The sequence below is a fragment of the Amorphoplanes digitatis genome (assembly GCF_014205335.1).
Taxonomy (GTDB): Bacteria; Actinomycetota; Actinomycetes; order Mycobacteriales; family Micromonosporaceae; genus Actinoplanes; species Actinoplanes digitatus.
Window position 1 is genome coordinate 1,434,352 of record NZ_JACHNH010000001.1, and the last position, 25,017, is coordinate 1,459,368.

General features: G+C 71.6%; 25 protein-coding genes. 9 read left to right on the forward strand and 16 right to left on the reverse strand.

Going from position 1 to position 25,017, the window contains the following annotated elements; translation table 11 throughout:
• Window position 1 precedes the first annotated feature (1 nt).
• The 4 genes from BJ971_RS06630 to BJ971_RS06645 all read right to left on the reverse strand — a co-directional run bounded on the left by BJ971_RS06630 (window position 2) and on the right by BJ971_RS06645 (window position 6,398).
• The gene (locus BJ971_RS06630) at window positions 2–4,276 is read right to left on the reverse strand and encodes a GH92 family glycosyl hydrolase (protein WP_184990770.1); all 4,275 of its coding nucleotides are present in this window, start codon (window positions 4,274–4,276) and stop codon (window positions 2–4) included.
• 103 nt (window positions 4,277–4,379) lie between these two features.
• The gene (locus BJ971_RS06635) at window positions 4,380–5,048 is read right to left on the reverse strand and encodes a response regulator (RefSeq protein ID WP_184990772.1); all 669 of its coding nucleotides are present in this window, start codon (window positions 5,046–5,048) and stop codon (window positions 4,380–4,382) included.
• A gap of 1 nt (window position 5,049) precedes the next feature.
• The gene (locus BJ971_RS41970) at window positions 5,050–6,162 is read right to left on the reverse strand and encodes a sensor histidine kinase (protein ID WP_184990774.1); all 1,113 of its coding nucleotides are present in this window, start codon (window positions 6,160–6,162) and stop codon (window positions 5,050–5,052) included.
• Between the two features lie 5 nt (window positions 6,163–6,167).
• Window positions 6,168–6,398 carry a hypothetical protein gene (locus tag BJ971_RS06645; RefSeq protein ID WP_184990776.1) on the reverse strand — a complete coding sequence of 77 codons (231 nt, stop codon included), beginning with the start codon at window positions 6,396–6,398 and terminating at the stop codon, window positions 6,168–6,170.
• A 118-nt stretch (window positions 6,399–6,516) separates the two neighbouring features.
• Between BJ971_RS06645 and BJ971_RS06650 the strand changes: the two genes are divergently transcribed.
• On the forward strand, window positions 6,517–7,062 hold the full coding sequence (locus tag BJ971_RS06650) for a hypothetical protein (RefSeq protein ID WP_239087456.1): 546 nt from the start codon (window positions 6,517–6,519) through the stop codon (window positions 7,060–7,062).
• Here BJ971_RS06650 and BJ971_RS06655 read toward each other — a convergent pair whose 3' ends face one another.
• Complete coding sequence (locus BJ971_RS06655; RefSeq protein ID WP_184990778.1) at window positions 7,063–9,573, reverse strand: ATP-binding protein; 2,511 nt, start codon at window positions 9,571–9,573, stop codon at window positions 7,063–7,065. It abuts the gene before it with no gap.
• A 145-nt stretch (window positions 9,574–9,718) separates the two neighbouring features.
• On the opposite strand from BJ971_RS06655, the gene BJ971_RS06660 reads away from it, so the two are divergent.
• Window positions 9,719–10,324: a C39 family peptidase gene (locus BJ971_RS06660; protein ID WP_184990780.1), complete on the forward strand. Its 606-nt coding sequence runs from the start codon at window positions 9,719–9,721 to the stop codon at window positions 10,322–10,324.
• A 13-nt stretch (window positions 10,325–10,337) separates the two neighbouring features.
• Window positions 10,338–11,960 carry a glycoside hydrolase domain-containing protein gene (locus tag BJ971_RS06665; RefSeq protein ID WP_184990782.1) on the forward strand — a complete coding sequence of 541 codons (1,623 nt, stop codon included), beginning with the start codon at window positions 10,338–10,340 and terminating at the stop codon, window positions 11,958–11,960.
• A gap of 13 nt (window positions 11,961–11,973) precedes the next feature.
• Here the strand turns inward: BJ971_RS06665 and ligD are convergent, their stop codons facing one another.
• The 3 genes from ligD to BJ971_RS06680 are packed head-to-tail and all read right to left on the reverse strand — an operon-like array spanning window position 11,974 to window position 14,377.
• On the reverse strand, window positions 11,974–12,930 hold the full coding sequence (ligD, locus tag BJ971_RS06670; protein ID WP_184990783.1) for a non-homologous end-joining DNA ligase: 957 nt from the start codon (window positions 12,928–12,930) through the stop codon (window positions 11,974–11,976).
• A gap of 4 nt (window positions 12,931–12,934) precedes the next feature.
• Complete coding sequence (locus BJ971_RS06675) at window positions 12,935–13,288, reverse strand: hypothetical protein (RefSeq protein WP_184990785.1); 354 nt, start codon at window positions 13,286–13,288, stop codon at window positions 12,935–12,937.
• Window positions 13,289–13,327: 39 nt separating this feature from the next.
• Window positions 13,328–14,377, reverse strand: a complete 1,050-nt coding sequence (locus BJ971_RS06680) for a LacI family DNA-binding transcriptional regulator (RefSeq protein WP_184990787.1) — start codon at window positions 14,375–14,377, stop codon at window positions 13,328–13,330.
• A gap of 234 nt (window positions 14,378–14,611) precedes the next feature.
• On the opposite strand from BJ971_RS06680, the gene BJ971_RS06685 reads away from it, so the two are divergent.
• Window positions 14,612–15,712, forward strand: a complete 1,101-nt coding sequence (locus BJ971_RS06685) for an acyltransferase family protein (RefSeq protein ID WP_184990789.1) — start codon at window positions 14,612–14,614, stop codon at window positions 15,710–15,712.
• Between the two features lie 12 nt (window positions 15,713–15,724).
• On the opposite strand, the gene BJ971_RS06690 is transcribed toward BJ971_RS06685, so the two are convergent.
• Window positions 15,725–17,002 (reverse strand): MFS transporter, encoded by a 1,278-nt coding sequence (locus BJ971_RS06690; protein WP_203709308.1) that lies wholly within the window; start codon window positions 17,000–17,002, stop codon window positions 15,725–15,727.
• Window positions 16,999–17,550 (reverse strand): winged helix-turn-helix domain-containing protein, encoded by a 552-nt coding sequence (locus tag BJ971_RS06695; protein WP_184990791.1) that lies wholly within the window; start codon window positions 17,548–17,550, stop codon window positions 16,999–17,001. The genes BJ971_RS06690 and BJ971_RS06695 overlap by 4 nt, the downstream gene beginning before the upstream one ends.
• A gap of 151 nt (window positions 17,551–17,701) precedes the next feature.
• Between BJ971_RS06695 and BJ971_RS06700 the strand changes: the two genes are divergently transcribed.
• Window positions 17,702–18,649 carry a dioxygenase family protein gene (locus BJ971_RS06700; RefSeq protein WP_239087454.1) on the forward strand — a complete coding sequence of 316 codons (948 nt, stop codon included), beginning with the start codon at window positions 17,702–17,704 and terminating at the stop codon, window positions 18,647–18,649.
• Window positions 18,650–18,693: 44 nt separating this feature from the next.
• Here the strand turns inward: BJ971_RS06700 and BJ971_RS06705 are convergent, their stop codons facing one another.
• A complete protein-coding gene (locus tag BJ971_RS06705; protein WP_184990793.1) occupies window positions 18,694–18,942 on the reverse strand; it encodes an SCO4226 family nickel-binding protein in 249 nt (82 codons plus the stop codon).
• A 123-nt stretch (window positions 18,943–19,065) separates the two neighbouring features.
• Here BJ971_RS06705 and BJ971_RS06710 point away from each other — a divergent pair, with 123 nt between their 5' ends.
• From BJ971_RS06710 to BJ971_RS06720, 3 genes are read left to right on the forward strand one after another with little or no spacing between them, the layout of a single operon-like run.
• Window positions 19,066–19,593, forward strand: a complete 528-nt coding sequence (locus BJ971_RS06710; RefSeq protein WP_184990794.1) for a hypothetical protein — start codon at window positions 19,066–19,068, stop codon at window positions 19,591–19,593.
• A 37-nt stretch (window positions 19,594–19,630) separates the two neighbouring features.
• Window positions 19,631–19,984, forward strand: a complete 354-nt coding sequence (locus BJ971_RS06715; RefSeq protein ID WP_184990796.1) for an MmcQ/YjbR family DNA-binding protein — start codon at window positions 19,631–19,633, stop codon at window positions 19,982–19,984.
• Window positions 19,985–20,035: 51 nt separating this feature from the next.
• On the forward strand, window positions 20,036–20,506 hold the full coding sequence (locus tag BJ971_RS06720) for a GNAT family N-acetyltransferase (RefSeq protein WP_184990798.1): 471 nt from the start codon (window positions 20,036–20,038) through the stop codon (window positions 20,504–20,506).
• Here BJ971_RS06720 and BJ971_RS06725 read toward each other — a convergent pair.
• Window positions 20,496–21,380, reverse strand: coding sequence for a helix-turn-helix transcriptional regulator (locus BJ971_RS06725; RefSeq protein ID WP_184990800.1), 885 nt, complete (start codon window positions 21,378–21,380; stop codon window positions 20,496–20,498). The two genes, BJ971_RS06720 and BJ971_RS06725, sit on opposite strands and share 11 nt — an antisense overlap.
• Window positions 21,381–21,479: 99 nt before the next feature.
• On the opposite strand from BJ971_RS06725, the gene BJ971_RS06730 reads away from it, so the two are divergent.
• Window positions 21,480–22,244, forward strand: coding sequence for an SDR family oxidoreductase (locus BJ971_RS06730; RefSeq protein WP_184990802.1), 765 nt, complete (start codon window positions 21,480–21,482; stop codon window positions 22,242–22,244).
• Between the two features lie 118 nt (window positions 22,245–22,362).
• Here the strand turns inward: BJ971_RS06730 and BJ971_RS06735 are convergent, their stop codons facing one another.
• From BJ971_RS06735 to BJ971_RS42605, 4 genes are read right to left on the reverse strand one after another with little or no spacing between them, the layout of a single operon-like run.
• Window positions 22,363–22,821 carry a GNAT family N-acetyltransferase gene (locus BJ971_RS06735; protein ID WP_184990804.1) on the reverse strand — a complete coding sequence of 153 codons (459 nt, stop codon included), beginning with the start codon at window positions 22,819–22,821 and terminating at the stop codon, window positions 22,363–22,365.
• 28 nt (window positions 22,822–22,849) lie between these two features.
• The gene (locus BJ971_RS06740) at window positions 22,850–23,503 is read right to left on the reverse strand and encodes a 4a-hydroxytetrahydrobiopterin dehydratase (RefSeq protein WP_184990805.1); all 654 of its coding nucleotides are present in this window, start codon (window positions 23,501–23,503) and stop codon (window positions 22,850–22,852) included.
• A gap of 57 nt (window positions 23,504–23,560) precedes the next feature.
• Window positions 23,561–24,367, reverse strand: a complete 807-nt coding sequence (locus BJ971_RS06745; RefSeq protein WP_184990807.1) for an LLM class flavin-dependent oxidoreductase — start codon at window positions 24,365–24,367, stop codon at window positions 23,561–23,563.
• A gap of 10 nt (window positions 24,368–24,377) precedes the next feature.
• The gene (locus tag BJ971_RS42605; protein WP_184990809.1) at window positions 24,378–24,938 is read right to left on the reverse strand and encodes an NAD(P)/FAD-dependent oxidoreductase; all 561 of its coding nucleotides are present in this window, start codon (window positions 24,936–24,938) and stop codon (window positions 24,378–24,380) included.
• Window positions 24,939–25,017 lie beyond the last annotated feature (79 nt).

A 25,017-nucleotide genomic window follows, 5' to 3' on the forward strand; every position in this document is an offset into this window, starting at 1 on the left:
GTCAGAGGCCGCTGCACTGGCCGAGCCGAGCGCCGCTGACGGTGTTCGGGAGGCCGTTGGCGACCGGTGCCGGGTTGTTGCCTGTGCAGGTCAGTGACCCGCCGATGGTGTTGCCCGCGACCACCGTCGGCCCGGTGTTGGTGCGTAGCGTGACCGCGCGGGTGAACGTGGAGTCCTCCACGCTCACCGGTCCCGAGCCGCTGACCGTCAGCGGGCCGGACACGGTGGAGTGCAGCAGGGCGACCGTGCCCGCGCCGGTCGCCGTGACCGCCGCACGCAAGTTCGCGCCGGTGGCGTAGAGCGAGGCGCCCCTGGACACCGACACCAGGCCGGTGATCTGCGCGCCCGCCCGGATGCAGGTGACGCCGGAGCGCACCGACAGCGCGCCGACGACCTTGTCGGAGATCACCGTGGTGCAGGCCGGTTCCGGTACGCCGAGCAGCTCCACCTCGGCGAGCGTGGTGCTCGCCTCGCCGGTGTTGGCGGTGACCTCGAGGCGGTAGTACGCGTACCGGCCGGGGCTGGCGATTTTGAATGGTCGGGTCTGTAGGCGCCAGTCGAACGCCTGGTCGGCGCGCTCGTCGACCGTCGTCCACGTGGTGCCGTCGTAGGAACCCCTCAGCCTCCAGGCCTTCGGGTCGCCGGCAGCCGCGCCCGAGGTGAGGGTGTAGTAGGTGGCGCGTTCGCCGGCGCTCGCGAACCGGTACTGCCAGGACGGCGTCTGCGACGCGAACGTCGTCTGCGTGGTGGAGGTGTCGTCGACCAGCGCCGGGTCCGACGCGGTGCCGCGGCCCGGGCCGGTCAGGTCCCGCAGCGGGGTCGGCGCCGCGGTGCCCGAGGTGAGCGACGGCGGTGCCGCGTCCACACCGGTGCCCCAGTTCGACGGCTCGGCGCCCATCGTGAAGTCGAGCGTCGCGCCGTCCGTCAGCAGCGAGTGCGGCAGCGACGTCGAGTCGTAGGCCTTGCCGTTCACCTTGAGCGACTGCACGTAGACGTTCGAGCGGCTGTTGCCCGGCGCGTTCACGACGATCTTCTTGCCCCCGCCGAGGTTGACCGTCGCCTTGGTGAACAGCGGCGAGCCGATCGCGTACTCGGGGCTGCCCATCCGCAGCGGGTAGAAGCCGAGCGCGCTGAAGATCTGCCACGCGCTCATCTCGCCGTTGTCCTCGTCGCCGGGGTAGCCCTGGCCGATCTCGCTGCCCAGGTAGAGCCGGGACGTCGCCTCGCGGACCAGCTTCTGCGTCTTGTACGGCTGTCCCGCGTAGTCGTACATGTAGATGATGTGGTGCGACGGCTGGTTGCTGTGGCCGTACTGGCCCATCCGGACGTCGCGGGCCTCGTACATCTCGTGGATCGGGCCGCCGTAGGAGCCGTAGAAGGTGGCCGTCTCCGGTGTGTCGAAGAACTTGTCCAGCTTCTTCGCCAGGCCGTCCCTGCCGCCGTACAGGTTGGCCAGGCCCTGGCCGTCCTGGGGTACGTGGAACGCCATGTTCCAGCCGTCGGTCTCGGTGTAGTCGTAGCCCCAGACCCGCGGGTCGTAGGTGTCCGGCGGGTTGCGCCAGACCCCGGACGTGCTCCTGCCCTGGAAGAAGTCCACCGACGAGTCGAACATGTTGACGTAGTTCTGCGCCCGGTTGCGGAAGTACTCGGCCTGCTCGGCGTAGTCCGCCGCCTTCGGGCCGCCCTTCTTCGCCAGCGCCTCGGCCATGTTTGCGATGCCGAAGTCGTTGATGTAGCCGTCCATCGCCCAGGACATGGCCTCGCCGGTCGAGTCGCTCGGCGTGTAGCCCTTGAAGATCGCGCTGGCCATGCCCTTGCGGCCGACGTTGGAGTTCGGCGGCGCCACCGTCGCGTTCTTGAGGGCTGCCTGGTAGGCGGTCTCGGCGGGAATGCCGGGAACGCCCTTCAGGTACGCGTCCGCGAACGCCACGTCCGAGCTCGTGCCGACCATCAGGTTGGCGTATCCCGGCGAGGACCAGCGGGAGATCCACCCGCCGTCGCGGTACTGCTGGACGAAGCCGTCCACCATCTCGCCGGCCTTGTCCGGCGTGAGCAGCGAGTACGCCGGCCACGTCGTCCGGTACGTGTCCCAGAAGCCGTTGTTGACGTAGACCTTGCCGTCCTTGACCGGTGCGCCGGTCTCGGTCGGCGTGCTGGCGGGGCTGGTAACCGCGGACTGCACGGTGTGCCGGTACACCGGCTCGGTGGCGCTGCCGGTGTTCTCGTAGCCGGAGTTCGGGTACAGGAACAGCCGGTACAGGTTGGAGTAGAGCGTGACCAGCTGGTCCTCGGACGCGCCCTCGACCTCGACGGTGTGCATCTTGGCGTCCCACAGCGCCTGGGCGGCGTCGCGCACCGACTCGAGGGTGGCGTCGGCCGCGATCTCCAGGTCCAGGTTGTGCCGGGCCTGCTCGACGCTGATCAGCGAGGTGGCGATCCGCATCCGGACGGTCCGGTCGCGCGCGGTGTCGAACTTGACGTAGCCCGTCGACGGCCGGTTGCCGGTCGGCAGCATGCCGCTGGACGCGACCGGCGCGTCGAACGTGGCGTACATGAACATCCGGGTCCAGCCCGCGGAGAGGCCGCCGCTGTTCACGTCCGACCAGCCCGAGACGGTCCCGTTCGCCGCGTCGATGGTGAGCCCGGCGCCGGTGTTGACGTTGTCCAGGATCAGGTTGGCGTTGTCGTCGGTGAAGGTGAACTGGAACAGCGCCGCGTGGTCGGCCGGCGCGAACTCGGTCTTGAGCCCGTTGTCGAAGGTGACGCCGTAGTAGTAGGGCTTCGCGACCTCGTTCTCGTGACCGAAGGCCAGCGCCCGGACGGCCCGGTTGGCATCCGGTACGCCGGCGGCCGCGCTCGGCATCACCTGGAACGTCTGCCGGTCGCCCATCCAAGGGCTTGGCTCGTGGCTGGCGGAGAACGCCTGGAGGGTCGGCCGGTTCGCCGCGTTGTTGCGGCGGTGGTACTCGTACAGCCAGCTCGTGGTGCCGGCGTTGGTCACCGGGGTCCAGAAGTTGAAGCCGTGCGGCACCGCCGTGGCGGGGAAGTTGTTGCCCCGGGAGAAGTCGCCCGACGACTGGGTGCCGCGCCTCGTCTCCGCGTACTCGGAGAGGTGTGCCCGGGGTCGCGGTGCCGGGACCTCGGCGACGGAGATGTCGTCGAACCAGGCCCGGAAGGCCGTCGGGCCGGACGGCTTGTCGTATCCGATCAGGATGCGGTCGATGGTCTTGCCGGCCGCGACCTCACCGATCCGCGCGGTCCGCTTGTTCCACTGCGCGGTGTACAGCGTCTTCGACGCGCCCTGCGCGGCGGGGCTGACCACGATGCCGTTCTGGTCGAGCGCACCGAGCTGCGACAGCCGGGTGCCGTCGGTGAAGGCCAGGTCGACCGCCGTGTACGTGGCGGGGTCCGACAGGTCCTCGCGGTTGAACTCCGGCAGGACCAGGTAGGAGAGCTCGGTCTCGCCGGTCACCGCGACATCGACGTCGAAGACCTTGTTGTACGAGTACCCGCGGCCCTCGGCGGTGTGCCGGCCCGAGATCTGGAACGCCCGGAGCCCGGTGTAGCCCGCGCCCGCCTTGGCGGTGGGTGAGCTGGCCGGCCCGGGGCCGATCCGGCTCTGCATCGGCCCGGCGGGCGGCGCGGTCACGTCGGCGCCGGCGAGCTCCAGCTCGGCGAGCTGGGTGAGGTTGCCCGACGGGTGCCCGGTGATGCTGAGCCGGTAGATCGGGAAGGAGGCCGGGTTCGCGACCTCGTAGATCCTGGTCTGGAAGCGTTCGGCGAACGTCTGCCCGGTCCGGGTGTCGACCGTGGTCCAGGCGGTGCCGTCGGCGGAGCCTTGCAGCGTCCAGTCCCGCGGGTCCCGCTCGGGTGCGTCGTTGGCGGAGGTCAGCGCGTACCTGATCGCCTCGGCGGGCGCGGCGAGGGTGTACTGCGCCCAGCTTGTCGGTGTGTCGACGAGCCACTTGGTTGCCGAGTCGCCGTCGTTGAGGTTGCCGGCGCCCTCGTTGCCGTTCGGCTCCGCGTTGACGGCGATGGCGGTGACGTCGCCGCGCAGGCTGCCCGGCATGCCGGTGACGATGTTGCCGTCGACGCCGGAGCTGCCGGCGTCCGCGTCGACCGTGTCCGTCCAGTCCGGCTGCGGGTCCTCGGTCTCGAACGACGAGGCGAACGCGCCGCCCGCCGCCGCCCGGGCGCCGCCGCCCAGCGCGAGTGTCGCGGCCGTCGCGATCAACGTGACGGATAACAGGGCGACACCCCAACGTGGCCGGTGCATGCCGTCTACCTCCCGGGTACGCAGGAAACCTCCGGGACATCGTTACGTCTACATTCATCGATATGCAAGGTTTCCTTTGACATCGATGTCAGTTCGGGCAGGCCTACGCCGATCCGCCGCCGACCAGCCCCTCCTCGTACGCCAGGATCACCAGCTGGACCCGGTCCCGGACGCCGAGCCGGGAGATCGCCCGGGTGATGTGGGTCTTCGCGGTCAGCGGGCTGATCACCAGCTCCCGGGCGATGTCCTCGTTCGACAGCCCGGAGGCGACGAGCCGCACCACCTCGAGCTCGCGCGCGGTCAGCGCCGCGAGCCGCGTGCCGCCGCCCGGCGCCGGGGCCGGGCGGTGCGCGAACTGCTTGACCACCCGGCGGGTGACGCTGGGCGAGAGCAGCGCCTCACCGGCCGCCACCACCCGGACGGCGTGCCGCAGGCCGTCCGGGTCGACCTCCTTGGTCAGGAAGCCGCTGGCGCCGGCCTCCAGCGCCGCGAACACGTACTCGTCGGTCTCGAAGGTGGTCAGAATGATCACCCGGCAGTTCCGCAGGTCCGGGTCCGCCATGATCTGCCGGGTCGCGGCTATACCGTCCAGCCCGGGCATCCGGATGTCCATCAGCACGATGTCCGGCCGCAGCGCGCGGGCGGTGCGCACCGCCTCGTCCCCGGAGGACGCCTCGCCCGCGACCGCGATGCCGCGGTCGCGCTTGAGCAGGCTGCGGAACCCGGCCCGGACCAGGTGCTGATCGTCGGCGAGCAGGACGGTGATGGTCATGTCAGGCCGCGATCGGGATCATCGCCCGGACGGTGAACCCGCCGCGGGGGTCCGGCCCGGTGGCCAGCTCCCCGCCCAGCGCGGCGACCCGTTCCCGCATGCCCATGATTCCGTGCCCCGGCGCGCCCGCGCCGTCCCCGCCGCCGTTGTCGGCGATCTCCACCACCACGTTCGCGGCGGTGTACCGCAGCGCAACGGTCACCCGGGTGGCGCCGGCGTGCCGGACGGTGTTGGTGAGCGACTCCTGCACCACGCGGTAGACCGCGGTGGCGACCGGCGCCGGCACCTCGGAGCGTTCGCCCAGCTCGGTGACGGCCACCTCGACGCCGGCGGCGCGAACCTGCTCGGCCAGCCCGGTCAGCCCCTCCAGGCCGGCCGCCGGCGGCTCGATCCGGTTGCCCTCGCGCAGCACGTCGACCAGGGACTTCAGGTCGGTCATCGCCCGGCCCCGGACGTCCTGCGCCAGCCGAAGGGCGCCGCGGGCCTCCTCGGGCTCGTCGTCGAACGAGTCAAGGGCGACGTTCAGATGCACGCCCACCACGGCCAGGGTGTGCGAGACGACGTCGTGCAGGTCCCGGGCGATGCCGACGCGCTCCTCGGCGCGCCGCCGCAGTGCGTCCAGCTCCTGCTCGTGCAGCGACTGCTGGAGCCGGGCCGCGACCTCCTCCTGCCAGCGCCGGGTGTTGCGGTAGGCGACGGTGGCGGCGAGCACCGCGGCCAGCCACAGCGCCTCCCCGCCGATGTGCCCCAGCACCCAGTCGGACGACTTCTGCTCGACGACGCCGTCCCACACCAGGCCGTACGTGAGGGTGAGCGCGCCGGCCACCACGGCGGTACGCAGCCGGCCGGCGAGGGCGAGCGCGGCGAAGGCGGCGGTGGCCGGCCAGGCCCAGCCGCTGCCGATCAGGCCCGACGTGCGCCAGGCGATGACGGTCAGCACGGAGACGATCAGGACGCTCAGCGGCCACCGGCCGACCAGCAGCATCAGCATCGCCAGCCAGAACGCCAGAGTGGCGGTCATGACCCCTTGCACGTTGCCGCCGGTGAGTGCGAGCCCGGCGGGTACGCCGATCAGGGTGAGGGCGGCGGCCATCCAGGGCAGCGTGCGTGGCATGGTCCTCACCTCTCCGCCCTCGCGGCCGGTCGCAGCGGGCGGGCCGCCGCGAACGCCAGGCTTCCCGTCACCGCCCACAGCGCGGCTCGCCCGGTCAACGACACGAGCGTCTCATGGTCGGCGATCCCCAGTCTCGGATCCGTGGCAACGCCGAGTGCGGCGACGGCCGGAGCCGCGGCGCACCCGGCCAGCGCGGCCGCTATCAGCCGTGCGTCAGGTATCTCGGTGAATGTCATGGGCGGAAAGTTACGGTCGCGCGGTGCCCGGCCGCGTCGTCCGCGCGGCGTCTCTGCCGGTGACTCCCGGGGAGTACGGGTCTACACCGATCGGTGTATGTCGCTCTAGGCTGATGCCGTGATCGACCAGGGTGCCGCCGCCGCTGAACTGCTCGCCTCGTACGGCCGTTTCACGCTCCGGCCGGGGCTCTCCGACTCCGAGATCGCCGGGGTCGAGAAGGAGTTCGGTTTCTCGTTCGCCGACGACCACCGCGCGTTCCTCGCCGCCGCCCTGCCGGTCGGCCGCGGCTGGCCCGACTGGCGCGACGGCGACCGCGGCCAGCTGCGCGAGCGTCTCGCCCTGCCGGTCGAGGGCGTGCTCTTCGACGTGGCCGAGAACGGCTTCTGGTACGAGGGCTGGGGCCCGTGCCCCGAGTCGGCGGCGGACGCGGTGGTGGCCGCCCGCCGGCTGCTGGTGATCGTGCCGCGGCTGATCCCGGTCTATTCGCACCGCTACCTGCCGGCCGGCCACGGCACCTGCGGCCATCCGGTGCTGTCGGTGATGCAGACCGACATCATCAGCTACGGCGCGAACCTCACCGCCTACCTGGGCGCCGAGTTCGGCGGCGTGCCGGCCGAGCCCGGCCGGGCCAGCGTCGCGTTCTGGCGCGACCTGGTCGGCTGACTAACAGCGTCGAATCTCTCGGGCTGCCTCGGCGGCCAGTTGGCGGTAGCCGCAGCTTTCGGCCAGGGCGAGCGCCTGCCCCGCGCTGGACTGGGCCTTCTCCGGCTCCCGCCGAGCCCGCAGGATGCGCGCCAGACCGACCAGGGCCCGGGTTTCCACGAACCGGTGGCCCGCCTCGTGGGCCAGCCTCACGGCCTCTTCCGCCGCCTCCAACGCCGCATCGCTGTCGCCGGCGGCCTGGAGAACCGTGGCGGTCACGTGCAGGCAGTGCGCCAGCACCCGGTGGTCGTCGCTCTCGCCCGCCAGCTCGGTAGCCGCCCGGGCGGTCGTCAGGGCCGCCGGAAGATCGCCGCGGAGTAGCTCGAGGACGGCCCCGCTGCGGATCGTCGACGCCGTGCCGGCCTTGTCGCCGAGCTCGCGGTGCAGCGCCAGGGCCTGCTCCTGGCGGGCCTGCGCCAGATCGGCGTCGCCGAGGTGGATGGCCGTCTCCACGAGGTTGCTCAGCGAGACCGCCTGGCCGCTGCGCGAACCGACCTGCTCGCAGATGGCGTACGTGCGGACCAGGTAGTCCTCGGAGCGCTGCCACTCACCCAGCTCGCCGTACGCGACGCCAAGGTTGCCAAGGTTGACCAGCTGCCCCTCGGCGCGCCCGATCTCCGTGTTGAGCCGCAGGCTCTCCTCAAGTAGCGCGACCGCGTCGGTCAGCCGGCCCTGCATCCGGCGTAGCCCGCCGAGGTTGCCCACCGCCGTCGCCTGCCCGGCAGGCCAGCCACCGGCCGAAGCGTCCGCGGCCGCCGCCGCGAACGCTGTCTCGGCCGGCTCGATCGCGCCCTGGCGCCAGTGCAGGTCAGCCAGGTTCAGGTGGGCGGCGGCCCGCGCTCGCTTGTCGCCGGCGGCTTCGGCCGCCCGCAGGGCCGCATGCGCCACCGCATCCCACTGCACCAGGAACATCCGGATGAAGAAGTACCCGCGCAGATCGTTGGCGATCGTCCAGGCCAGCCACCGCGGGCCCTGTTCGCAACCGTAGGTAGCCGCCGCGACCAGGTTGAGCCGCTCCGCGTCCAACCAGCCGACGGCCGCGGCGTCGCTCTCGAAGGTGTACGACGGCAGCGGTCCGGACGGCGGTAGACGCAGAACCTGTGGATACAGCCGACGCGCGGCCGCGTCGACCCGGCTCGCGTAGTGGGTGTATAGGCGCTCCAGCGCGGCATCGCGCGCCGCCGGACCTTCAGCGGCCGGTGCCTGCTGGGCGGCGAACAGTCGCAGCAGATCATGAGAGCCGAACCGGCCCGGCGCCCGCTCCTCGACGAGGTGCACCGCCACCAGCTCGAGCAGCAGGGTGCGCGCTGTGGCGGCGGGCAACCCGGCCAGGTCACCTGCCGTCTCGGAGGTGACGTCCGGACCGGGCACCAAGCCGAGCAACCGAAACAGCCGGCGGGTGTCGTGGTCGAGCAGGGCGTACGAGTAGGCGAAGGTCGTCGCGATCGCGGTGTGGTCGTCGCCGTCGAGCTGGAGCGCGGCGAGCCGGTCGCTCGTGCGCATCCGGTCCAGGTAGCCGGTGACGCCGGCCGGCCGGGCGAGGATCGAGGCCGCCGCGATCCGCAGCGCCAGCGGCACGTAGGCGCACATCCGGGCCAACTCGTCGAGTTGGTCGCGGTCGTCGGCGCCGAGCAGGGCGGTGAGCAGCACGTTGGCCTCGGTTGGAGACATCACGTCGAGGTCGAGCGGTACGGCGCCCTCCCGCGCTACCAGGCCCGACAGGCGGGTGCGGCTGGTCACCAGCGTGCCGCAGCCGGATCCCGCCGCCAGCAGCGGCCGGACCTGGTGGCTGTCGCGGGCGTTGTCGATCACGATCAGTATCCGCCGGCCTGCGATCGACGTGCGGAACAGGTCTACGGCGTGTGCTTCCTGGGCGGGGATTCGGGCCGGCGCGACGCCGAGCTGGTGCAGCAACCGCGACAGCGCCTCCGTCGGCGACAGCGGCCGGCGGTTGGAGAAGCCCTCGAGGTCCACATAGAGCAGACCGTCCGGATAGCGCGCCGAGATACCTTGAGCCCAGTGCAGCACGAGGGCCGTCTTGCCGATGCCGCCGGCCCCCGTGACCGTGATGAGCGGGGCAGTGCCCTCGGGGATCAATGCGTCCAAGGCGCGCAGCTCACGTTCCCGGCCGGTGAAGGCGGCCGCGCTCAGCGGCAGCGCGTTCACCGAGGGCGTCACCGGCTGTGCGACTTCAGCCGGCGGGTCGAGCTGCGGATCGCCGCGCAGCCGGCTCGGCGCCGGCTGGGTGGAGGTATCCACGGTGCTGGCCGCAGCCTGGAAGAACGCCTCCCGTTCGGCCCCGACGAGGCCCAGCGCTTCCGCGAGTAGGCGCGCCGTCGACTGCCGCGAACTGCTGATCTGACCCGCTTCGATCTTGCCGATGGTCCGCGTGTGCACCCCGGCCCGCGCCGCGAGATCCTCCTGGGTCAGCCCGAGGCGCTTCCGGTGCGAACGAATCAGGTCACCGATCATCCCGCCGCCCTCCCCCCGGCCAGCACTTCCCACAGCGTAAAGGTGCCGACCAATGCCGGGTCAACGCCGTGGTGTCGTCCGGGCCGGATCCCCAATATTGGCACTGCCCGGATCGATCGCACTCTCGTGAGGAGCACTGAATCGCATGAGAAGAATCAGTCGCCTGCTAACCGCCGTGGCGGTCGTCCTCTGTGGACTCGTCGCCACGACCGCGGTGACCCAGTCCGCCGCCTTCGCGGCGTCATCGGCCGATGTCAGCTACAGCTTCCAGTGGCAGCAGAACTACTACTACTGCGGACCCGCCGCCACCCGGATCGCGCTGACCGCGCGCGGTTACACCTACAGTCAGAGCTACATCGCCGGCCAGCTCGGCACCACCACCAACGGCACCAACTCGGCGGCGGACACCACCCGGGTGATGAACAGCCTGGCACACACCGGGTTCTACGAGACCAAGTGGATCCCGGGCAACTCTGCCACGCAGGCCGAGATCAACCGGCTGCAATACGACATCGTGTACGACATTCCCCGTGGCTATGCCATCGTCGCCAACGTCGTAGGCACGGCAGTCGACACCGACGGTGACGCACACAGCTATTCGGGCGGTCACTACCTGACCATCGTCGGCTACAGCAACAACGGCTGGACGGCCCACCTCGCCGACCCCGCCGACGCCAACGGCTACGGCTGGTACTGGATGGACACCACCCGGCTCGCGCACTGGATCGCCGCTCGGGGCTACACGGCCTGACACCCGCAAGACGTTGCCCGGTCGGGTCTACTCGGCCGGGCGCCGTCGCCTGCCCACTCACCATCGGGATGGTGTTATTTTGCATGTCTTCTCTCATCGAGTACGGCGTATCGCCGTAGTCGTCGCGATCCTGCTCGCTCCGCTGGCGCCTGGGTTTCCGGGGCCGGCGGCGCAAGCCTCGTTCGGCATCAGCCAGCGCCTCGGCTTCGACGCCTGCATGCCGACCGTCAGCCAGATGCAGGCGTTCTGGAGCAACACGCCGTTCTCGAACTTCGGCCTCTACATCGGGGGCGCGGACCTCGGCTGTCCCTCGACACCCGACGCCTCCTGGCTGAGCCGGGTCCAGGCGATGGGCTGGCAGTTCATGCCGATCTGGGTCGGGCCGCAGGCACCGTGCTCCAGCGAGCCGGTGCGGATGAGCTGGGACACCGGCACGGCACGCCAGCAGGGCCGCAACGAGGCGCTCGCCGCGTATCGGCGCATGGTGGCTCTCGGCATGAACACCACAAGTGCCCCTGTCGTCTTCGACCTGGAGAACTACAACACCGCGGACAGCGCCTGCGTCAACGCGGTCAAGTCCTTCGTCCAGGGCTGGGTCGAGCAGATGCACGTGGCGCCCGCGCAGAAGGCCGGCGTGTACGGGTCGACGTGTGCGTCGGGCCTGTCACGGCTCGCCGAGATCAGTACGCCGCCCGACTTTGTCACCGGCGCGGCCTGGGACGGCAACCGGAACACCGGGGTGATGCCCTGCGTCGACTCGGGTCTATGGACCAACCACCAGCGGCACAAGCAATACGCGGGTGACCACAATGAGACCTGGAACGGCGTGACACTCAACATCGACAGCGATTGCTCGAACGCTCCCGTGTACCCAGGACCCGATCAGTTGAACACCGGCCAGGGCTGCGTCGGCGCCGCGCTGCAGTCGGCACCCCGGGACGCCGCGCTGGTGACGCCCCGCTTCGGCTGGCTGCTGACCGGCGACGAGCTGTTGCTCTCCCACGACGGCGGCGACACGTTCGCACCGGCCAAGTTGCACCTGCCGGGCGGGGGCGCACAGGCGGCGCTCTTCCGTGACGAACGGCGGGGTTGGGTGGCCTCGGCGGGGCCTGGCGGCATCACGGTCGCGCGGACCAGCACCGGTGCCGCGACCTGGAGCACCACCACCATCCCGACGAACTCCGGGATCGGTGCGCTACGTCTCGCCTTCCGCGACGCGAACCACGGCGCGCTGCTGGCGCAGATCGCCACCAGCAAGGCCTTCTCGCGCGCCGAACTCTTCACCACGGCCGACGGTGGCGCCACCTGGACCGCACGCACGGCACCCGTGGCCGGCGACATCGCCGTCGATCCGGACGGTCGCCTCCGGCTCACCGGAGGTGTAGGGCACGACGAGGTGTACACCTCGACCGACGACGGGCGAGGTTGGCGCCGCGGCGCATCGACGCGGGCCTTCGCCACCACAGGCGCCGCGCGGACGACCTACGCCGACCAACGGACCGGCTGGACACTCGCATCCACCGGTTCCTGCGCAAACGGCAAACGCGACTGCTCCATCGGATATGACCTCGAAGCGACCACCGACGGAGGCTCGACGTGGCGGCCCATCCGGCAATGGCAACAGAGGGTCAACTGACCGGAAATCGGCGCTAACCCTCGGCGCGCTTGGCGCGGGCGCGGCGCTTGCCCTCGTGCATCGCCGCGACCCGGGCCACCGGGATGGTGTGGCCCTCCTCGACCAGGCCCGGGTCGAGCGGCTGCGGCCCCGGCATCGCGTCGGCCCACAGATCGCGCTCCTTCAGCAGGCCGGGCGCGGTGTGCAGGGTGAAGTCGGCCGGCGTCACGTCGCCGAGGTCGTCCCACCCGACGGGGAACGACACCGGAACCCCCGGCCGGATCCGCGGGCTGTACGCGGCCACCACGGTGGCGCCGCCGGCCCGGGTGGCGTCCAGGAAGACCTTGCCGTGCCGGTCCTCGCGGATGAAGGCGGTGGTGGCGAGCTCCGGGTCGATCCGCTCGGCGCGGGCCGCGAGCGCCCGGGTCGCGGCGGCCACGTCGACGGTGGCGGCGTGTCCGTCGAGCGGCACGAAGATGTGCACGCCCTTCGACCCGCTGGTCTTCACGGCGCCGGACATGCCCGCGTCGGCGAGCGCCTGCCGGACCAGACCGGCCGCCCGCACGACCACGTCGAACGCGCCGCCCTCCGGCGGATCCAGGTCCATGATCAGGTGGGTGGGGCGGTCGCGCTCGTGGATGGTCATCAGCGTCGGGTGGTACTCGACCGCGCGCTGGTTGGCGAACCACAGCAGCGTGCGGCGGTCGTTGCAGAGGGCGTACTGCACCTCGCGGTGTGACGCCTCGGCCCACACCGCGGTGCGCGGTACCCACTCCGGCGTGTACTTCGGCAGGTTCTTCTGCATGAAGCGGTCCTGGCCGCGCAGCACCCGGACCACCGACAGCGGCCGGTCGGCCAGGACACCGATGATCCGGTCGCGGACCGCGTCCAGGTAGTCCACCAGGTCGCGCTTGGTCGCGCCGGCGCCGGGGAAGAGCTCCTGGTCCAGGTTCGTCAGCGGTACGCCGTCACGCTCTTCCTTCTCGGCCATGGCCTCATCCTGCCCGCACCATGCTCAGCGCGGGAAGCACCATGATGAGCGTGAGCACCACGTAGAACCCGCCGAGCCGGAACTGGCCGTGCCGGGTCGCGATGACCGCGCCGACGAACGGGCCGACGACGGCGACCAGCGCCGCCAGCAGGATGACGCCCGGCTGCCGCTGCTGGCCGGTGAGTCCCCAGCCGAGCAGCAGCGACGTGGAGACCAGCCAGGCGAGGGTGACCAGGGTGACCTTGAGGGCGACCTCGGTGCGCAGCGCGGCGGCGCGGCGCTCGTCGCGGATCTCCTGCTCGGATTTCACCGTGACGTCGATGCGCGACAGCGGCGCACGTCCGATCTCCAGCGTCACCCTTCGAACTCTAGGGGAGGCGGCGCGGGTTCGCCCGGTTCAGTCACCGATCCGTGGCGCCCGCTCCCCGCTGCCCCGGGCTATGACGGAGGTGGAGATGACGATCGAGCGGGCCGGGCCCGAGTGGCCGCTGATCCGCTCGAACGCGAGCCGGGCCGCCTCGCGGCCCATCGCGACCGCGTCGTGTGCCACCACCGTCGTGCCGATCACCTCGGCCAGGTCGAAGTCGTCGAAGCCGATCAGCGCCGGCGGGTCGGGGTGCTCCTTCAGCGCCCGCAGCGCACCGGTGGTCAGCCGGTTGTTCGTGGTGAACAGCGCCGTCGGGGCCGGATCCAGCGCCAGCAGCTCGCGCACGGTCCGCTCGGCGCTGCTGACGTCGTGCACGTCGGTGCGCAGGAACGGCGCCCATTCGTCGTTGCCCGAGGCGCGCATCGCCTGCTGGAAGCCCTCGATCCGGCCGCGCTGCGGCACCATCCGGGCCAGGTCGGCGACCAGCGCGATCCGGCGGTGCCCGCGGGTCAGCAGGTGCTCCGCGGCGGCACGCGCCCCGCCCGCGTTGTCGATGACGACCACGTCGGCGTCGAGGCCGACCGGCGGCCGGTCCAGGAAGACGAACGGCACGCCGCGGCTGCCCTCGATCGCGAGGTACGCGTGCCGGTCCGCGCTCGGCACCACCAGCAGGGCGCGTACCCGCCGCTCGAGGAACGCGTCGATCAGCGCGTGCTCCAGCTCTGCGTCCTCGTCGTTGTTCGCCGTCACCAGTTGCAGGCCGTGCTGGCGCAGCTCGCGCTCGATGCCGCTGGCCACGGCCGAGTAGAACGGGTTGGTCAGGTCGCCGCTGATCAGGCCGACGAGCGCGGAGGTGGCGCCGCGGCGCAGCTCCCGGGCGATGCCGTTGAGCCGGTAGCCGAGGTGGTCCGCCGCGTCGCGGACCCGGCGCCCGGTGGCCTCGGCCACGTTCGGCTCGCTGTTCAGCGCCCGCGAGGCCGTCTTGAGGCTCACCCCGGCCAGGGCGGCCACCTGGGTGAGCGTCGGCCGGCGCTCGGCCGGGGCATCGACGGTCCCGTCGGGGGACCGGGCTGCTGACATGCTGCTCCGAACTCTTCGGCGGTGGTGCGCGGGCGGGCGAATCCGGCGCAGGCCGCAATTATGACATCGATGTCGACCTCCGTAACCGCTCGGCTGCGGTCTGTCCGGCCGGGGTGTCCGAGCCGGACCGGTGATCGGGACGGTCCGTTCGGCCCGCTGCGTTGATCATGTTGACCGCTACTGTCTGTGGTTGCCGCTGCCGTGCGGTTTGCTGTTGTGGCTGTTGGGAGCGTTGTGACCGAGGGAACTCCGTCCGGACGAGATCGTTATTTCGACACTCTGCGTACACTCGCGATCGTTCGGGTCGTGGTGTTCCACGCCTTCCCGATCGCCGCGCTCGAGCTCGTCTTCCCCTCGATGGCCGTGATGTTCGCGCTCGGCGGCTCGCTGATGGTGAAGTCGCTGGACCGGGCCGAGGTCCAGGCGGTCAGGAACCGCCTCCGGCGGCTGCTGCCCGCGCTGTGGGTGATGGCGCTGATCGTGGTGCCGCTGATGATCCGGGATGGCTGGCCGGACCGGCCGTCCTGGCCGCACATGCTGCTCTGGGTGTTCCCGATCGCCGACCCGCCGTCGAGCGAGTACGGCTCTCCGGCGGCCGGGGTGCTCTGGTACCTGGTCACCTACCTCTGGCTGGTGCTGCTCTCGCCGCTGCTGCTGCGCCTCTACCGGCGGTGGAACCTGCCGACCGTGCTGTTGCCGCTGGTCGGGCTGATGCTGCTGATGGCGTACCGGGACATGTTCGGCGACACCGTCGCCTGGGTCGCGCACAACGTCCTGATGTTCGGCGCCTGCTGGGTGCTCGGCTTCGCGCACCGCGAGGGCGACCTCGCCAAGCTTCGCCCCGCGACGGTCCTCGGCGTCGCCGCCGCCTGCGTCGGCGGCGGCCTCGGCTGGGCCTACCTGCACCCGGGCGAGGAGGGCTTCGACCTGACCGGCCGCCCGGTCGCGTACGCGATCTTCAGTGTCGGTTTCGTGCTCGCCCTGCTGCGCTGGACGCCGCGGATGGACTGGCTGGCCCGGATCCGCCCGCTGGACGGCCTGGTGTCGATGGTGAACAACCGGGCCGTGACGATCTACCTGTGGCACAACGTGGCCATCACCGTCGCGATCGCCCTCTACGACCCGCTCGAACTCTGGAAGCTGCCCACCCAGGGCTTCCAGACCGCCGTCGACTTCTCGATCGCGATCGCGCTCATCGGGGTCGCCGTCCTGGTCCTCGGCTGGGTCGAGGACCTCGCCGCCCGGCGGCGGCCGCGGCTCTCGCCGTTCGTCCGGCGGCGCGAGCCCGCGCGGCCCGCGGTCGCGGCGCCCGAACCCGTGCCGGCCGCGCACTGAGCGAACGGCGGCTCAGCCCGCGAGGGCGACGTCGGCCACCGGCAGGTCGCGACGGCCGCGCAGCGGGCCCAGCAGGAGGATCAGGCCGCTCAGGGCGTACCCGATTGCCATGATCCACATGGCGCCCCGGGTGCCCAGCAGGCCGGCGGCCGCGCCGCCCAGGACGGCGCCGACCGGGATCGCGCCGTAGTTCACGAACTGCATGCCGGTCAGCACCCGGCCGAGCAGTCCGGCCGGGACGTACGCCTGGCGGAAGCTCGCGGTCACCACGTTGCCCGCGATGGCGCCGGCCGCGATGCCGAGCATGCCGGCGACGAAGACGCACAGGCCCGGCCCCGGCCGGGTGAGGGGCACGAGCAGCGACGCCACCCCGCCGAAGACCTTGCAGGCGACCAGCGCCCGGGCGCCGCCGAGGCCGCTCACCAGCCGCGGGGTGACCGCGGCCGCGCCGACGCCGCCCAGGGCGACCGCGGCAAGCAGCATGCCGACCCCGGCGGTGCTGACGCCGACCTCGCGGACCAGGAAGACGACCGTGATGGCGTTCATGCCGGTGAGCCAGAGGTTCGCCGCCGCGCCGTACGCGGTCAGGTTGCGCAGGAAGCGGTCGCGGAGCAGCCAGCGGACACCCGCCGCGATCTCGCGCCAGATGCTCCCGCCGCCGGCGACCGCCGGCCGGCGCTCGGCGCGGCGGATGCGCCACAGCATGAACGCCGAGAACAGGAAGCTGAGCGCGTCCACCACCAGGCCCGCGACCGCGCTGACGGCCGCGATCAGCAGGCCGCCAGCCGCCGGGCCGGCGACCTGGGCCGCCGACTCGGTGCCTTGCAGGGCCGAGTTCGCCTCGACCAGGTCGTCGGCGTCGAACATCGCCGGCAGGTAGGCCGTCCAGGCCACGGTGAAGAAGACCGTGGCCACGCCGAGCAGCAGCGCCACCGCCAGCAGGTGCGCCATGGTCAGGCGGCCGAGCCAGGCCGCGACCGGCACGCTGATCACCAGCGCCGCGGCGATCAGGTCGCTGATCAGCATCACCGGCCTGCGGGCGACCCGGTCGATCCAGGCGCCGGCGGGCAGCCCGATCAGCAGCCATGGCAGCCAGGCCGCGGCGGTGAGCAGGCTGACGCCGAACGCGCCCGCGTCGAGCACCTGCACGGCGATCAGCGGCGTGGTGACGGCCGCGACCGAGCTGCCGAGCCGGCTGACCGTCATGCCGGCCCACAACCTGCGGAAATCGGCGTCGCGCAGCACGCTCCGGCGCAGGCCGCGGCGGCCGGCCGGCGCGGCGGCGGTCACGGGCGGGCCGGGAAGCCCCGGCCGATCACGAAGACCGGCTCCCGGTCGGGCGCCTCGGGCCGGCCCGCGTAGCGGTCGATGACCTGCTGGATCTCGGCACCGAGCGCCGCGAGCTCGGCCGGGCTCAGCCGCAGGAAGCCGTCGGTGGAGAACGCGGCGCCGGTCCACGGCTCCTCCCGCGACGCCGGGCTGCCGAGCCAGGTGGAGACCAGCTCGACCTGGCGCTGGAGGTCGAGCGCCAGCGCGGCGTCGGCCGCGGCCAGGCCGGCCGCGTCGTCGCCGAAGTCCGCGACGCTCCAGCTGATGCTGCGGTCCGGCATGCGCCACCAGTGCTCCTTGCGGTTGCGGGCCAGGTCCGGCGCCTCCTCGATGAGGCCGGCCTCGGCGAGAACCCGCAGGTGATGACTGACGTTGGCGACCGCCTGCCCGGTGCAGCGGGCGAGCACGCTCGGCATCGACGGTCCGTCGACCCGCAGCACGTCCAGCAGGCGGCGGCGGACCGGATGCGCCACCGCCTTGAGCACGGCCGCGTCCCTGATCTGAGGCATGCGCCCACCATGGCATGGTTAAGAGCTGTTGCGCAATAACCGTTTACCAAGGCTCGGGGGATTGAAGGGCCTGGCATAGGAAAGGCACAGGTCACGCACAGCCCCGCTGGGTTTGCTTGCCGCACACGTTTTCCGAGGGAAGGCCACCGCCGTGCAGGAGCAAGAGGACCGGGACAACGCCGCGTACGTGCGCAGGGTGCACGACAGGGGGCTGCAGTTCGACATGCGCACGATGTCGCGGCGCCGGCTGCTCGCGGCGTTCGGCGGGGCGGGCGCCCTGGCACTTGTCGGCGGGGCCGCGGCGTGCGACAGCACCGCCGACGGCGAGGCGACGGCGGCCGCGGGCGGGCCGGCCACCGGCGAGGTCGCCTCGGAGACCGCCGGCCCGTACCCGGCGGACGGGTCGAACGGGCCCGACGTGCGGACCGAGCAGGGCGTCGTGCGTAAGGACATCCGGTCGTCGTTCGGGTCCGCGACCGGCACCGCCGAGGGCGTGCCGCTGGAGTTCTCGCTGCGGGTCACCGACCTGAACGGCGCGGCCGTCGCAGGGGCGGCGGTCTACGCGTGGCACTGCGACCGGGACGGCAACTACTCGCTGTACTCCACCGGGATCACCGACCAGAACTATCTGCGCGGCGTCCAGGCGGCCGACGACACCGGCACCGTGACGTTCACCAGCATCTTCCCCGGCTGCTACTCCGGCCGCTGGCCGCACATCCACTTCGAGGTGTACCGGTCGCTGGAGAACGCCACAAGCGGCGACGGGCCGATCGTCAAGACCTCGCAGATCGCCCTACCGCAGGACGTCTCCGCCGCGGTCTACGCGACCGACGGGTACCGCTCGAGCGTCGCCAACCTGAGCCAGGTCACGCTCGCCACCGACAACGTCTTCGGCGACGACTCGGCCGTGACGGAGCTCGCCACCGTCAGCGGCGGCGTCGCCGACGGCTACACCGCCACGCTGACGATCGCGATCGACCCCACCGGCACCGAGACCGGAGGCGGCGGCGAACCGCCGGCGGGCGGCGGCCCTGGTGGCCCCGGCGGTCCCGGCGGGCCTCCCAGTGGCGCGCCCGGCCCCCGGCCGTCCTCCTCGTGAGCGCCGGTTCCGCCCGGGCGGCGCACGCCCGGGCGGAACCCGGCTCAGACCTCGACGGTCAGCTCGTAGATCTCCGCCGCCGGGTGCCCGGCCCGCTCGTGTACCCGCATGACCGCCTCCTTGCTGGGCCCGCTCGACAGGCAGAACACCTTGCCGAGCTCCGGGTCGAGCCAGGCCCGCTCGAAGTGCACGCCCTCCTCGGCCTCGATCCGCAGGTCGGCGCGGTGCGCCGCGTCGAGCTCCTCGTGAGTCGTGCCGAAGAACCCGGTGTGCACGTCCATGAACATCGCCATCCCTACAGCATCGGACGGCACGGCCCCGGTCGCTGGACTTCGGCCGATACACCGCCGTCGACCGATCGTGGTACGTCAAACGGGCTATAGCTAACGGTCGATGCGACTGGCGAGAATCGCACTATGACCGCCCCCGCTGACGACACCGTCCTGATCGCGCTGGTCGCCGTGTTCACGGCCGCCACCGGCTACGCCGCCGGCCGCCTGCACCAGTGGTACCGCACCGGGCTGGACCGTGACGAGGCATACCGCGACGGATACGACACCGCGACGCGGAGCGTGTTCAGCATGGCGGCCCGGCTGATCGGCCCGCGGCGCGCGGCCCGGGGGACGGCGGTGGTCGCGTCGGCGTCCGCCCGCTCCGTACCCTCCATCACCTCGCTGCGGGACGCGTCGGTCACGCCGCCGCCACCCGTCCTCAGGCCGGCCATACTCCCGGCGGCGGATCCCGTCGACGTCCTGCCGGACCCGGGCGTGCCGGGGTCCGTCGGGGACGAGGGCATCGGGCGGCACCTGGTGCCGGACGAGCTGGTGCAGGCGCCGACGTACCGGCTCGCGCCGGACCGGGTCGCCCGGGCCAAGGTCCGCGGCGCGGTCCCGGCCGAGGAAGAAGCCCGCCCGCCGTTCGTGCCGCGGCCACGCTCGTCCTGACCCCGGAAGTGTCGTACGCCGGCGATAGCCTGCCGGCATGGTCACTGTGGAGGACGTGCGGGAGGTCGCGCTGAGGCTGCCCCGCACGAGCGAGCACCTCATCCACGACCGCGTGAAGTTCCGGGTGGGGCAGATCGTCTATGTGGCGTTCTCCCGTGACGAGACGGTCATGGGGTTCGGCTTTCCCCGGGAGGAGCGCGCGGCCCTTGTCGCGTCCCAGCCGGAGGTCTTCCACCTGCCGAACGCGACGAACATGCGCTTCCAGTGGGTGCAGGCCTGGATGTCGGCGCTGGACCACCGCCAGATGGAGGAGCTGGTGATCGACGCCTGGCGCATGGTGGTCCCCAAACGTGTGGCCGCGGCCTATGTCGCCGGCCTCCCGGACGCCTGACGGCGGCGATATGGGTCGCCGTCACCCCGTGCCCTCCGCCATGCTGCTGGCATGCTCCTGCGCGGCGCCACCGAGGCGGATCTTCCGGGGCTACTCGACGTGCAGGAGGCGGGTGCGCGACTCGGGCTGGCTCACATCTTTCCCCAGGACGTCTACCCGTTCCCGCGCTCCGAGGTGCGGGCGCGGTGGGTGCGTGAGATGGCGAGCCCGGACGTGGACGTCTACGTCGTGGTGCGCCAGGAAGGCAGGGTGGAGGGTTTCGCGGCGGTTCGCGGCAACCAGCTCCTTCACTTCGGCACGGCGGTGGAGACCTGGGGGACCGGGCTGGCCGCCGCCGTCCACGGTGAACTCATCGACCGCCTGGCGCGGGCCGGTGATCCGGCGGCGTGGCTTCGCGTCTTCGACCAGAATCACCGGGCCCGCCGGTTCTACGAGCGGATGGGCTGGACCTCGGCGCGGCGGCTGACGCGAAGCTCGTTCCCGCCACATCCGGTCCTGATGGACTACGAGATCAACCTGTAGCAGCCGGGCCGCCGCGCGGCGTTGCGGGAGCCGCGTCGGCCGGGAACCGCTCGTGCCCCAGCACGGCGAGCAGCTGAAGCTTCTCGTGGCCGGCGCTGCGCGGTGGTGCGGTGAGCACGAGCAGGAGCTGTGACTGGTCCTCCGTGAACAGCGCCTGGCAGTCCAGCTCGATCGGACCGAGTTCGGGGTGGATGAGCGTCTTGTGGTCCGCGAAGCGCTGGGCGACCTCGTGGCGTTCCCACAGCTCGGCGAACTCGGGACTCGCCCTTTGCAGCGCGCGCACGATCTCGCCCGCGCGGGACCGCGGGCCCATCGACCCGTACGCGGCGCGCAGATTGGCAACCTGGGCCCGGCTCTGCCGGTCGTGGTCCGACTCGGGGTAGTGCCGCCGATGCGTGGGATCGGTGAACCACCGGTAGAAGTCGCTGCGGGCGAGCCCCGTATGGCCCGACTGGTCGCCGAACAGGGCCTCGGCCATCCGGTTCTGCACGAGTGTTTCGCCAAGGTTGGACAGGATCAGCGCGGGGGTGTCCGCAAGCCGGTCCAGAACGCGCAGCAGCGCCGGTGCGACGTGCGTCGCCGTGGACACGAAGGCCGGGGGGTTCTGCCCCGCCACCCGGAACAGGTAGTCGCGTTCGTCGGTGGTGAGCCGCAGCGCCCGCGCGAGCGACGCGAGCATCTGCGGGCTCGGCTGCGGGCCGCGCCGCTGTTCGAGCCGGGTGTAGTAGTCGGTCGACATCGCGGCGAGAGCGGCCACCTCCTCCCGCCGCAGGCCCGGTGTGCGACGGCGCACACCCGCCGTGAGCCCGACATCCCCGGGCTGGAGCGCCTCCCGGCGGCGGCGCAGGAAGTCGGCGAGCGCGGCACGATCCATGATCCCAGTATCCGCCGCCGGCGAGGGCGAGCCAGGTATCGTGGATCCCCCGATAACTGGTCTCTTCATCCGCCTGGGAAGACCGTCGAGGCTCGTCGCATGAACATCTCCGGAAACACCATCTTCATCCCCGGCTCCACGAGCGGCATCGGCCTGGCCCTCGCGCTCGCACTGCGGGCCAGGGGCAACAAGGTCATCGTCGGCGGCCGGCGTGCCGAGTTGCTCGGGCAGATCGCCGCCGAGCATCCCGACGTCGACACCGTCCAGATCGACACCGCGGATCCCGCGAGTATCGACGCCGCCGCCAAGGAGGTGCTGGCGAGGCACCCGGACCTCAACGTCCTTGTCGCCATGGCCGGCATCATGCGCGTCGAGGACTGGCACACACCCGGGTCGTTTCTGGCGTCGGCCGAGGCGATCATCACGACAAACGTGCTGGGCCCGATCCGCCTCATCGCCGCGTTCATCGAGCACCTGCGGGCGCGGCCGGACGCCACCATCGTGACCGTGTCCTCGGGCCTCGCGTTCGCGCCGCTGAAAGCCACCCCGAGCTACAACGCGTCGAAGGCCGCGATCCACATGCTCAGCGAGTCGATCCGGCTGCAGCTTGCGGACACGACCGTGAAGGTGGTGGAGCTGGAGCCGCCCTCCGTGCGCACCTCGCTGCTGCCCGGGCAGGAGAGCAGCGAGTTCGCGATGCCGCTCGACGAGTTCGTGGCCGAGGTGGTCGGGCTGCTCGAATCGCAGCCCACCGCGAAGGAGATCCAGGTCGAGCGGGTGAAGTTCCTCCGCTACGCTGAGGCGCGCGGCGACTACGACCAGGTCGTCACCACCCTCAACGCGGCCGACCCGCACGGAACGTAGCCCGCCCCGGCATCGTCGAGGAGCAGGGGCTCCTACCTCCACCGGGGAGGTGGGCCCTTTCCCTGCACGGCCGGGAGGTGGGCCCTTTCCCTGCACGGCCGGGAGGTCGGCCCTTGTTCTATTCGGCTAGGACGTAGATGTACTCCTCGATTCCGTCGGCGGGCGCGGGTGTTCGGGCCTCCTGGGCGTGGTCGCGGTGGAAGCCACATTTCTCCAGCACGCGGATCGAACCGGTGTTGCGGGTGGCGACGTGTGCGTGCAGCGGCCGGAGCGGGACCTCGTCGACGAATTGGCGGAGTGCCTGGGTCGCTACGGCCCGGCCCCAGTGTTCGCGGCCGATCCAGTAGCCGACCAGTCGTAGGTCGCCGTCCGGCCAGCTACAGATGTTGCCGGCGACGACGCCGTCGGCCTCGATCGTCCGCAGGATCACCGTGTCGTCGTGGCGGATCCTTGCCCAGTGCGCGTCGAACCGGGCCCGGTCGCGTGGGGGGAACGCGGCCATCTCGGCGGCCTCCGGATCCGCCTGGTGTGCGAAGAGCACGTCGAGGTCGTCATCCTCGACGGCCCTGAGACGCACCCCGGGTGGGCCGGACCGGTGTGGGAGGTCAGCCACGCTCCTGCCAGGTGCACAGGCAGACCATGTTGCCCTCCGGGTCGGCGAGGACCCAGAAGCTCGGTGCCTCCGCGTCGCTGACCAGGGTGCCGCCCGCCGCGAGGGCGGCGTCGATGCGGGGCGCGACCTCGGCGGGATCCAGCCAGAGGTCGGGGTGCCAGCGCTGGCGGGGCTCGTCGCCGCCGGACTCCTGGAACCACAGGGTGGGCAGGACGCCGGTCGGGTCGCGCAGCTCGTCGGTGGGCTCCGTTCCCGGTGGGCGCTCCATTCCCAGCACCGCGCCCCAGAACGGCAGGACCTTCGAGTAGGCCGGGGAGTCGAGGGCGAGCTCGAGCTTGGAGAGGCCCTCGGCGCTGGTTCGGGTGCCGGCGGCGGTGGCGAGCGTGGAGACGGTGCGGGCCAGCCGGAGGTCCCGTTCGGTGACGCCGCGGGCATCGTGGCTGGTGAGTCTGACGTCGACGTGGTCGTAACGCAGGTCGAGGTCGGGGTGGTGGTTCTGCTCGTCGGCCGCGGCGCCGATGGCGCCGGCGAGTGCGAGGCCGGCCGCGAAGTCGGCGGTCCCGATCCGGGTTTGCAGGCCGCCGAGCAGGTAGACCCACCCGTCCAGCGCCGCGTCGGCGATCTGTTGTCCAGTCAGCTTGGTCATCGGGTCATCCTGATCCACCGGCGGCGTTTCGGCGCGCCGCCGGTTGCGGGGGTGTGGTCACGCCGGGACCCTGGGCGGGCCGGCGGCGATCCGTTCGCGGATCTCGTGCATGCGGGCGGCGCTGTCGTGCGGCATCTGCCAGCGGGTCTCCATCCACCACGTGCAGCCGGCCTCGACCCACGGCGACACCTGCGCCCATGCCGCCGCGGGGTCGTGGCCGGGTGTCTCGCCCTCGGCGAGGATGTCGACGGTCTCCGGCGCGCCGCGCTCGATGAGCCAGGCGCGCAGCTTGCGGATCTCGTCGGGGGTGTCCGCGTTGTTGGGGATCACCCCGTCGCACTTGAGCACGCGGCGCAGCGACTTCGGCCTGGGCCAGACGGCCACCACCCAGATCGGGATGCGCTGCTGCACCGGGCGGCCGGCCTGGTCGCCGCCCTCCACCTGGTAGTCGTAGTGCGGGCCGTGGTGGCTGGTCCCGCCCGCCCAGAGCGTGCGGATGAGGTCGATGCCCTCGTCCATCATGGCCGCCCGCTCGCGCAGGTCGGTGACCTCGCCGGTCTGCGGCAGGCCGGCGTCGAGCGCGCCGACGCCGATGCCGAGGACGGCCCGGCCGGCGGAGAGCTGGTCGACCGTCGCGACCTGGCTCGCCACCTTCCACGGGCGGCGCCAGGGCAGCGGGGTCAGCATGGTGCCGAGCCGGATCCGGGTCGTCGCGGCGGCGATCGCCGCGAGCAGGCTCCAGGCGTCGACGCCCGAAGCGGACTCCCAGACGAAGACGCCGTCCCAGCCGGACTGTTCGGCCAGGACCGCCTGCTGTAGCTGCTCGGGTGCGGTGCCGCCGGGCAGGATGACGCCGTAGTTCATGGTGTGGACGCTAGTGTGCTGCGCCGGAAATTCGCCTACAAATTCGGGCGAGTGATTCGATGATCTCTTCGGCGGTTTGGTCCAGATGAACGGGCGTGGATTCTACTTCCAGTCGGTGATCCAGGATGTCCCGGCCGGGGTGAAATGCATGTGGAAGCGCGAGTATTTCGCGAGCCAGGCCCGCACGGCAGGGGTTTTTCGGTGCCGTAGTTGTCGAATACCGGAGCACGTCGAGGTCGGCCGGCAGCCGGTCGTCCTCGACCACCACCTCCGCGACCCGGCCGGGCAGCACCGCGATACCGCGGGCCGCGAACTGCTCGCCCTGCTCGGCGTCCGGCTCCGGTGCCTCGTGCACGAACAGCGTCACGTCGTCGCTCCACTGGCGCCACATCAGCGCCTGGTGCAGCGACATCGGGCCGGAGCCGAGGACGCCGATTGCCCGCCCGCGCACCTCGTGGCCGTGGCAGTACGGGCAGTGCGGCACCTCGCGGCCCCACCGTTCGCGCAGGCCCGGCAATTGCCCCAAAGTCCACGATGGACAACACGGCGGATGCGCAACGGGATTGACCATCCTCACTGCTTCGCTTAACGTTCCGTCCAAATACGAGCTCTACGGGGGAGCCAATGAGTCGTACACGTAGACGATCCAT

Excerpts from the sequence above, each read along its gene's own strand:
- BJ971_RS06630 (WP_184990770.1), bottom strand. The coding sequence starts at position 4,276 with ATGCACCGGCCACGTTGGGGTGTCGCCCTGTTATCCGTCACGTTGATC.
- BJ971_RS06635 (WP_184990772.1), bottom strand. The coding sequence starts at position 5,048 with ATGACCATCACCGTCCTGCTCGCCGACGATCAGCACCTGGTCCGGGCC.
- BJ971_RS41970 (WP_184990774.1), bottom strand. The coding sequence starts at position 6,162 with ATGCCACGCACGCTGCCCTGGATGGCCGCCGCCCTCACCCTGATCGGC.
- BJ971_RS06645 (WP_184990776.1), bottom strand. The coding sequence starts at position 6,398 with ATGACATTCACCGAGATACCTGACGCACGGCTGATAGCGGCCGCGCTG.
- BJ971_RS06655 (WP_184990778.1), bottom strand. The coding sequence starts at position 9,573 with ATGATCGGTGACCTGATTCGTTCGCACCGGAAGCGCCTCGGGCTGACC.
- BJ971_RS06660 (WP_184990780.1), top strand. The coding sequence starts at position 9,719 with ATGAGAAGAATCAGTCGCCTGCTAACCGCCGTGGCGGTCGTCCTCTGT.
- ligD (WP_184990783.1), bottom strand. The coding sequence starts at position 12,930 with ATGGCCGAGAAGGAAGAGCGTGACGGCGTACCGCTGACGAACCTGGAC.
- BJ971_RS06680 (WP_184990787.1), bottom strand. The coding sequence starts at position 14,377 with ATGTCAGCAGCCCGGTCCCCCGACGGGACCGTCGATGCCCCGGCCGAG.
- BJ971_RS06695 (WP_184990791.1), bottom strand. The coding sequence starts at position 17,550 with ATGCCTCAGATCAGGGACGCGGCCGTGCTCAAGGCGGTGGCGCATCCG.
- BJ971_RS06705 (WP_184990793.1), bottom strand. The coding sequence starts at position 18,942 with ATGGCGATGTTCATGGACGTGCACACCGGGTTCTTCGGCACGACTCAC.
- BJ971_RS06710 (WP_184990794.1), top strand. The coding sequence starts at position 19,066 with ATGACCGCCCCCGCTGACGACACCGTCCTGATCGCGCTGGTCGCCGTG.
- BJ971_RS06715 (WP_184990796.1), top strand. The coding sequence starts at position 19,631 with ATGGTCACTGTGGAGGACGTGCGGGAGGTCGCGCTGAGGCTGCCCCGC.
- BJ971_RS06720 (WP_184990798.1), top strand. The coding sequence starts at position 20,036 with ATGCTCCTGCGCGGCGCCACCGAGGCGGATCTTCCGGGGCTACTCGAC.
- BJ971_RS06725 (WP_184990800.1), bottom strand. The coding sequence starts at position 21,380 with ATGGATCGTGCCGCGCTCGCCGACTTCCTGCGCCGCCGCCGGGAGGCG.
- BJ971_RS06730 (WP_184990802.1), top strand. The coding sequence starts at position 21,480 with ATGAACATCTCCGGAAACACCATCTTCATCCCCGGCTCCACGAGCGGC.
- BJ971_RS06740 (WP_184990805.1), bottom strand. The coding sequence starts at position 23,503 with ATGACCAAGCTGACTGGACAACAGATCGCCGACGCGGCGCTGGACGGG.
- BJ971_RS06745 (WP_184990807.1), bottom strand. The coding sequence starts at position 24,367 with ATGAACTACGGCGTCATCCTGCCCGGCGGCACCGCACCCGAGCAGCTA.
- BJ971_RS42605 (WP_184990809.1), bottom strand. The coding sequence starts at position 24,938 with ATGGTCAATCCCGTTGCGCATCCGCCGTGTTGTCCATCGTGGACTTTG.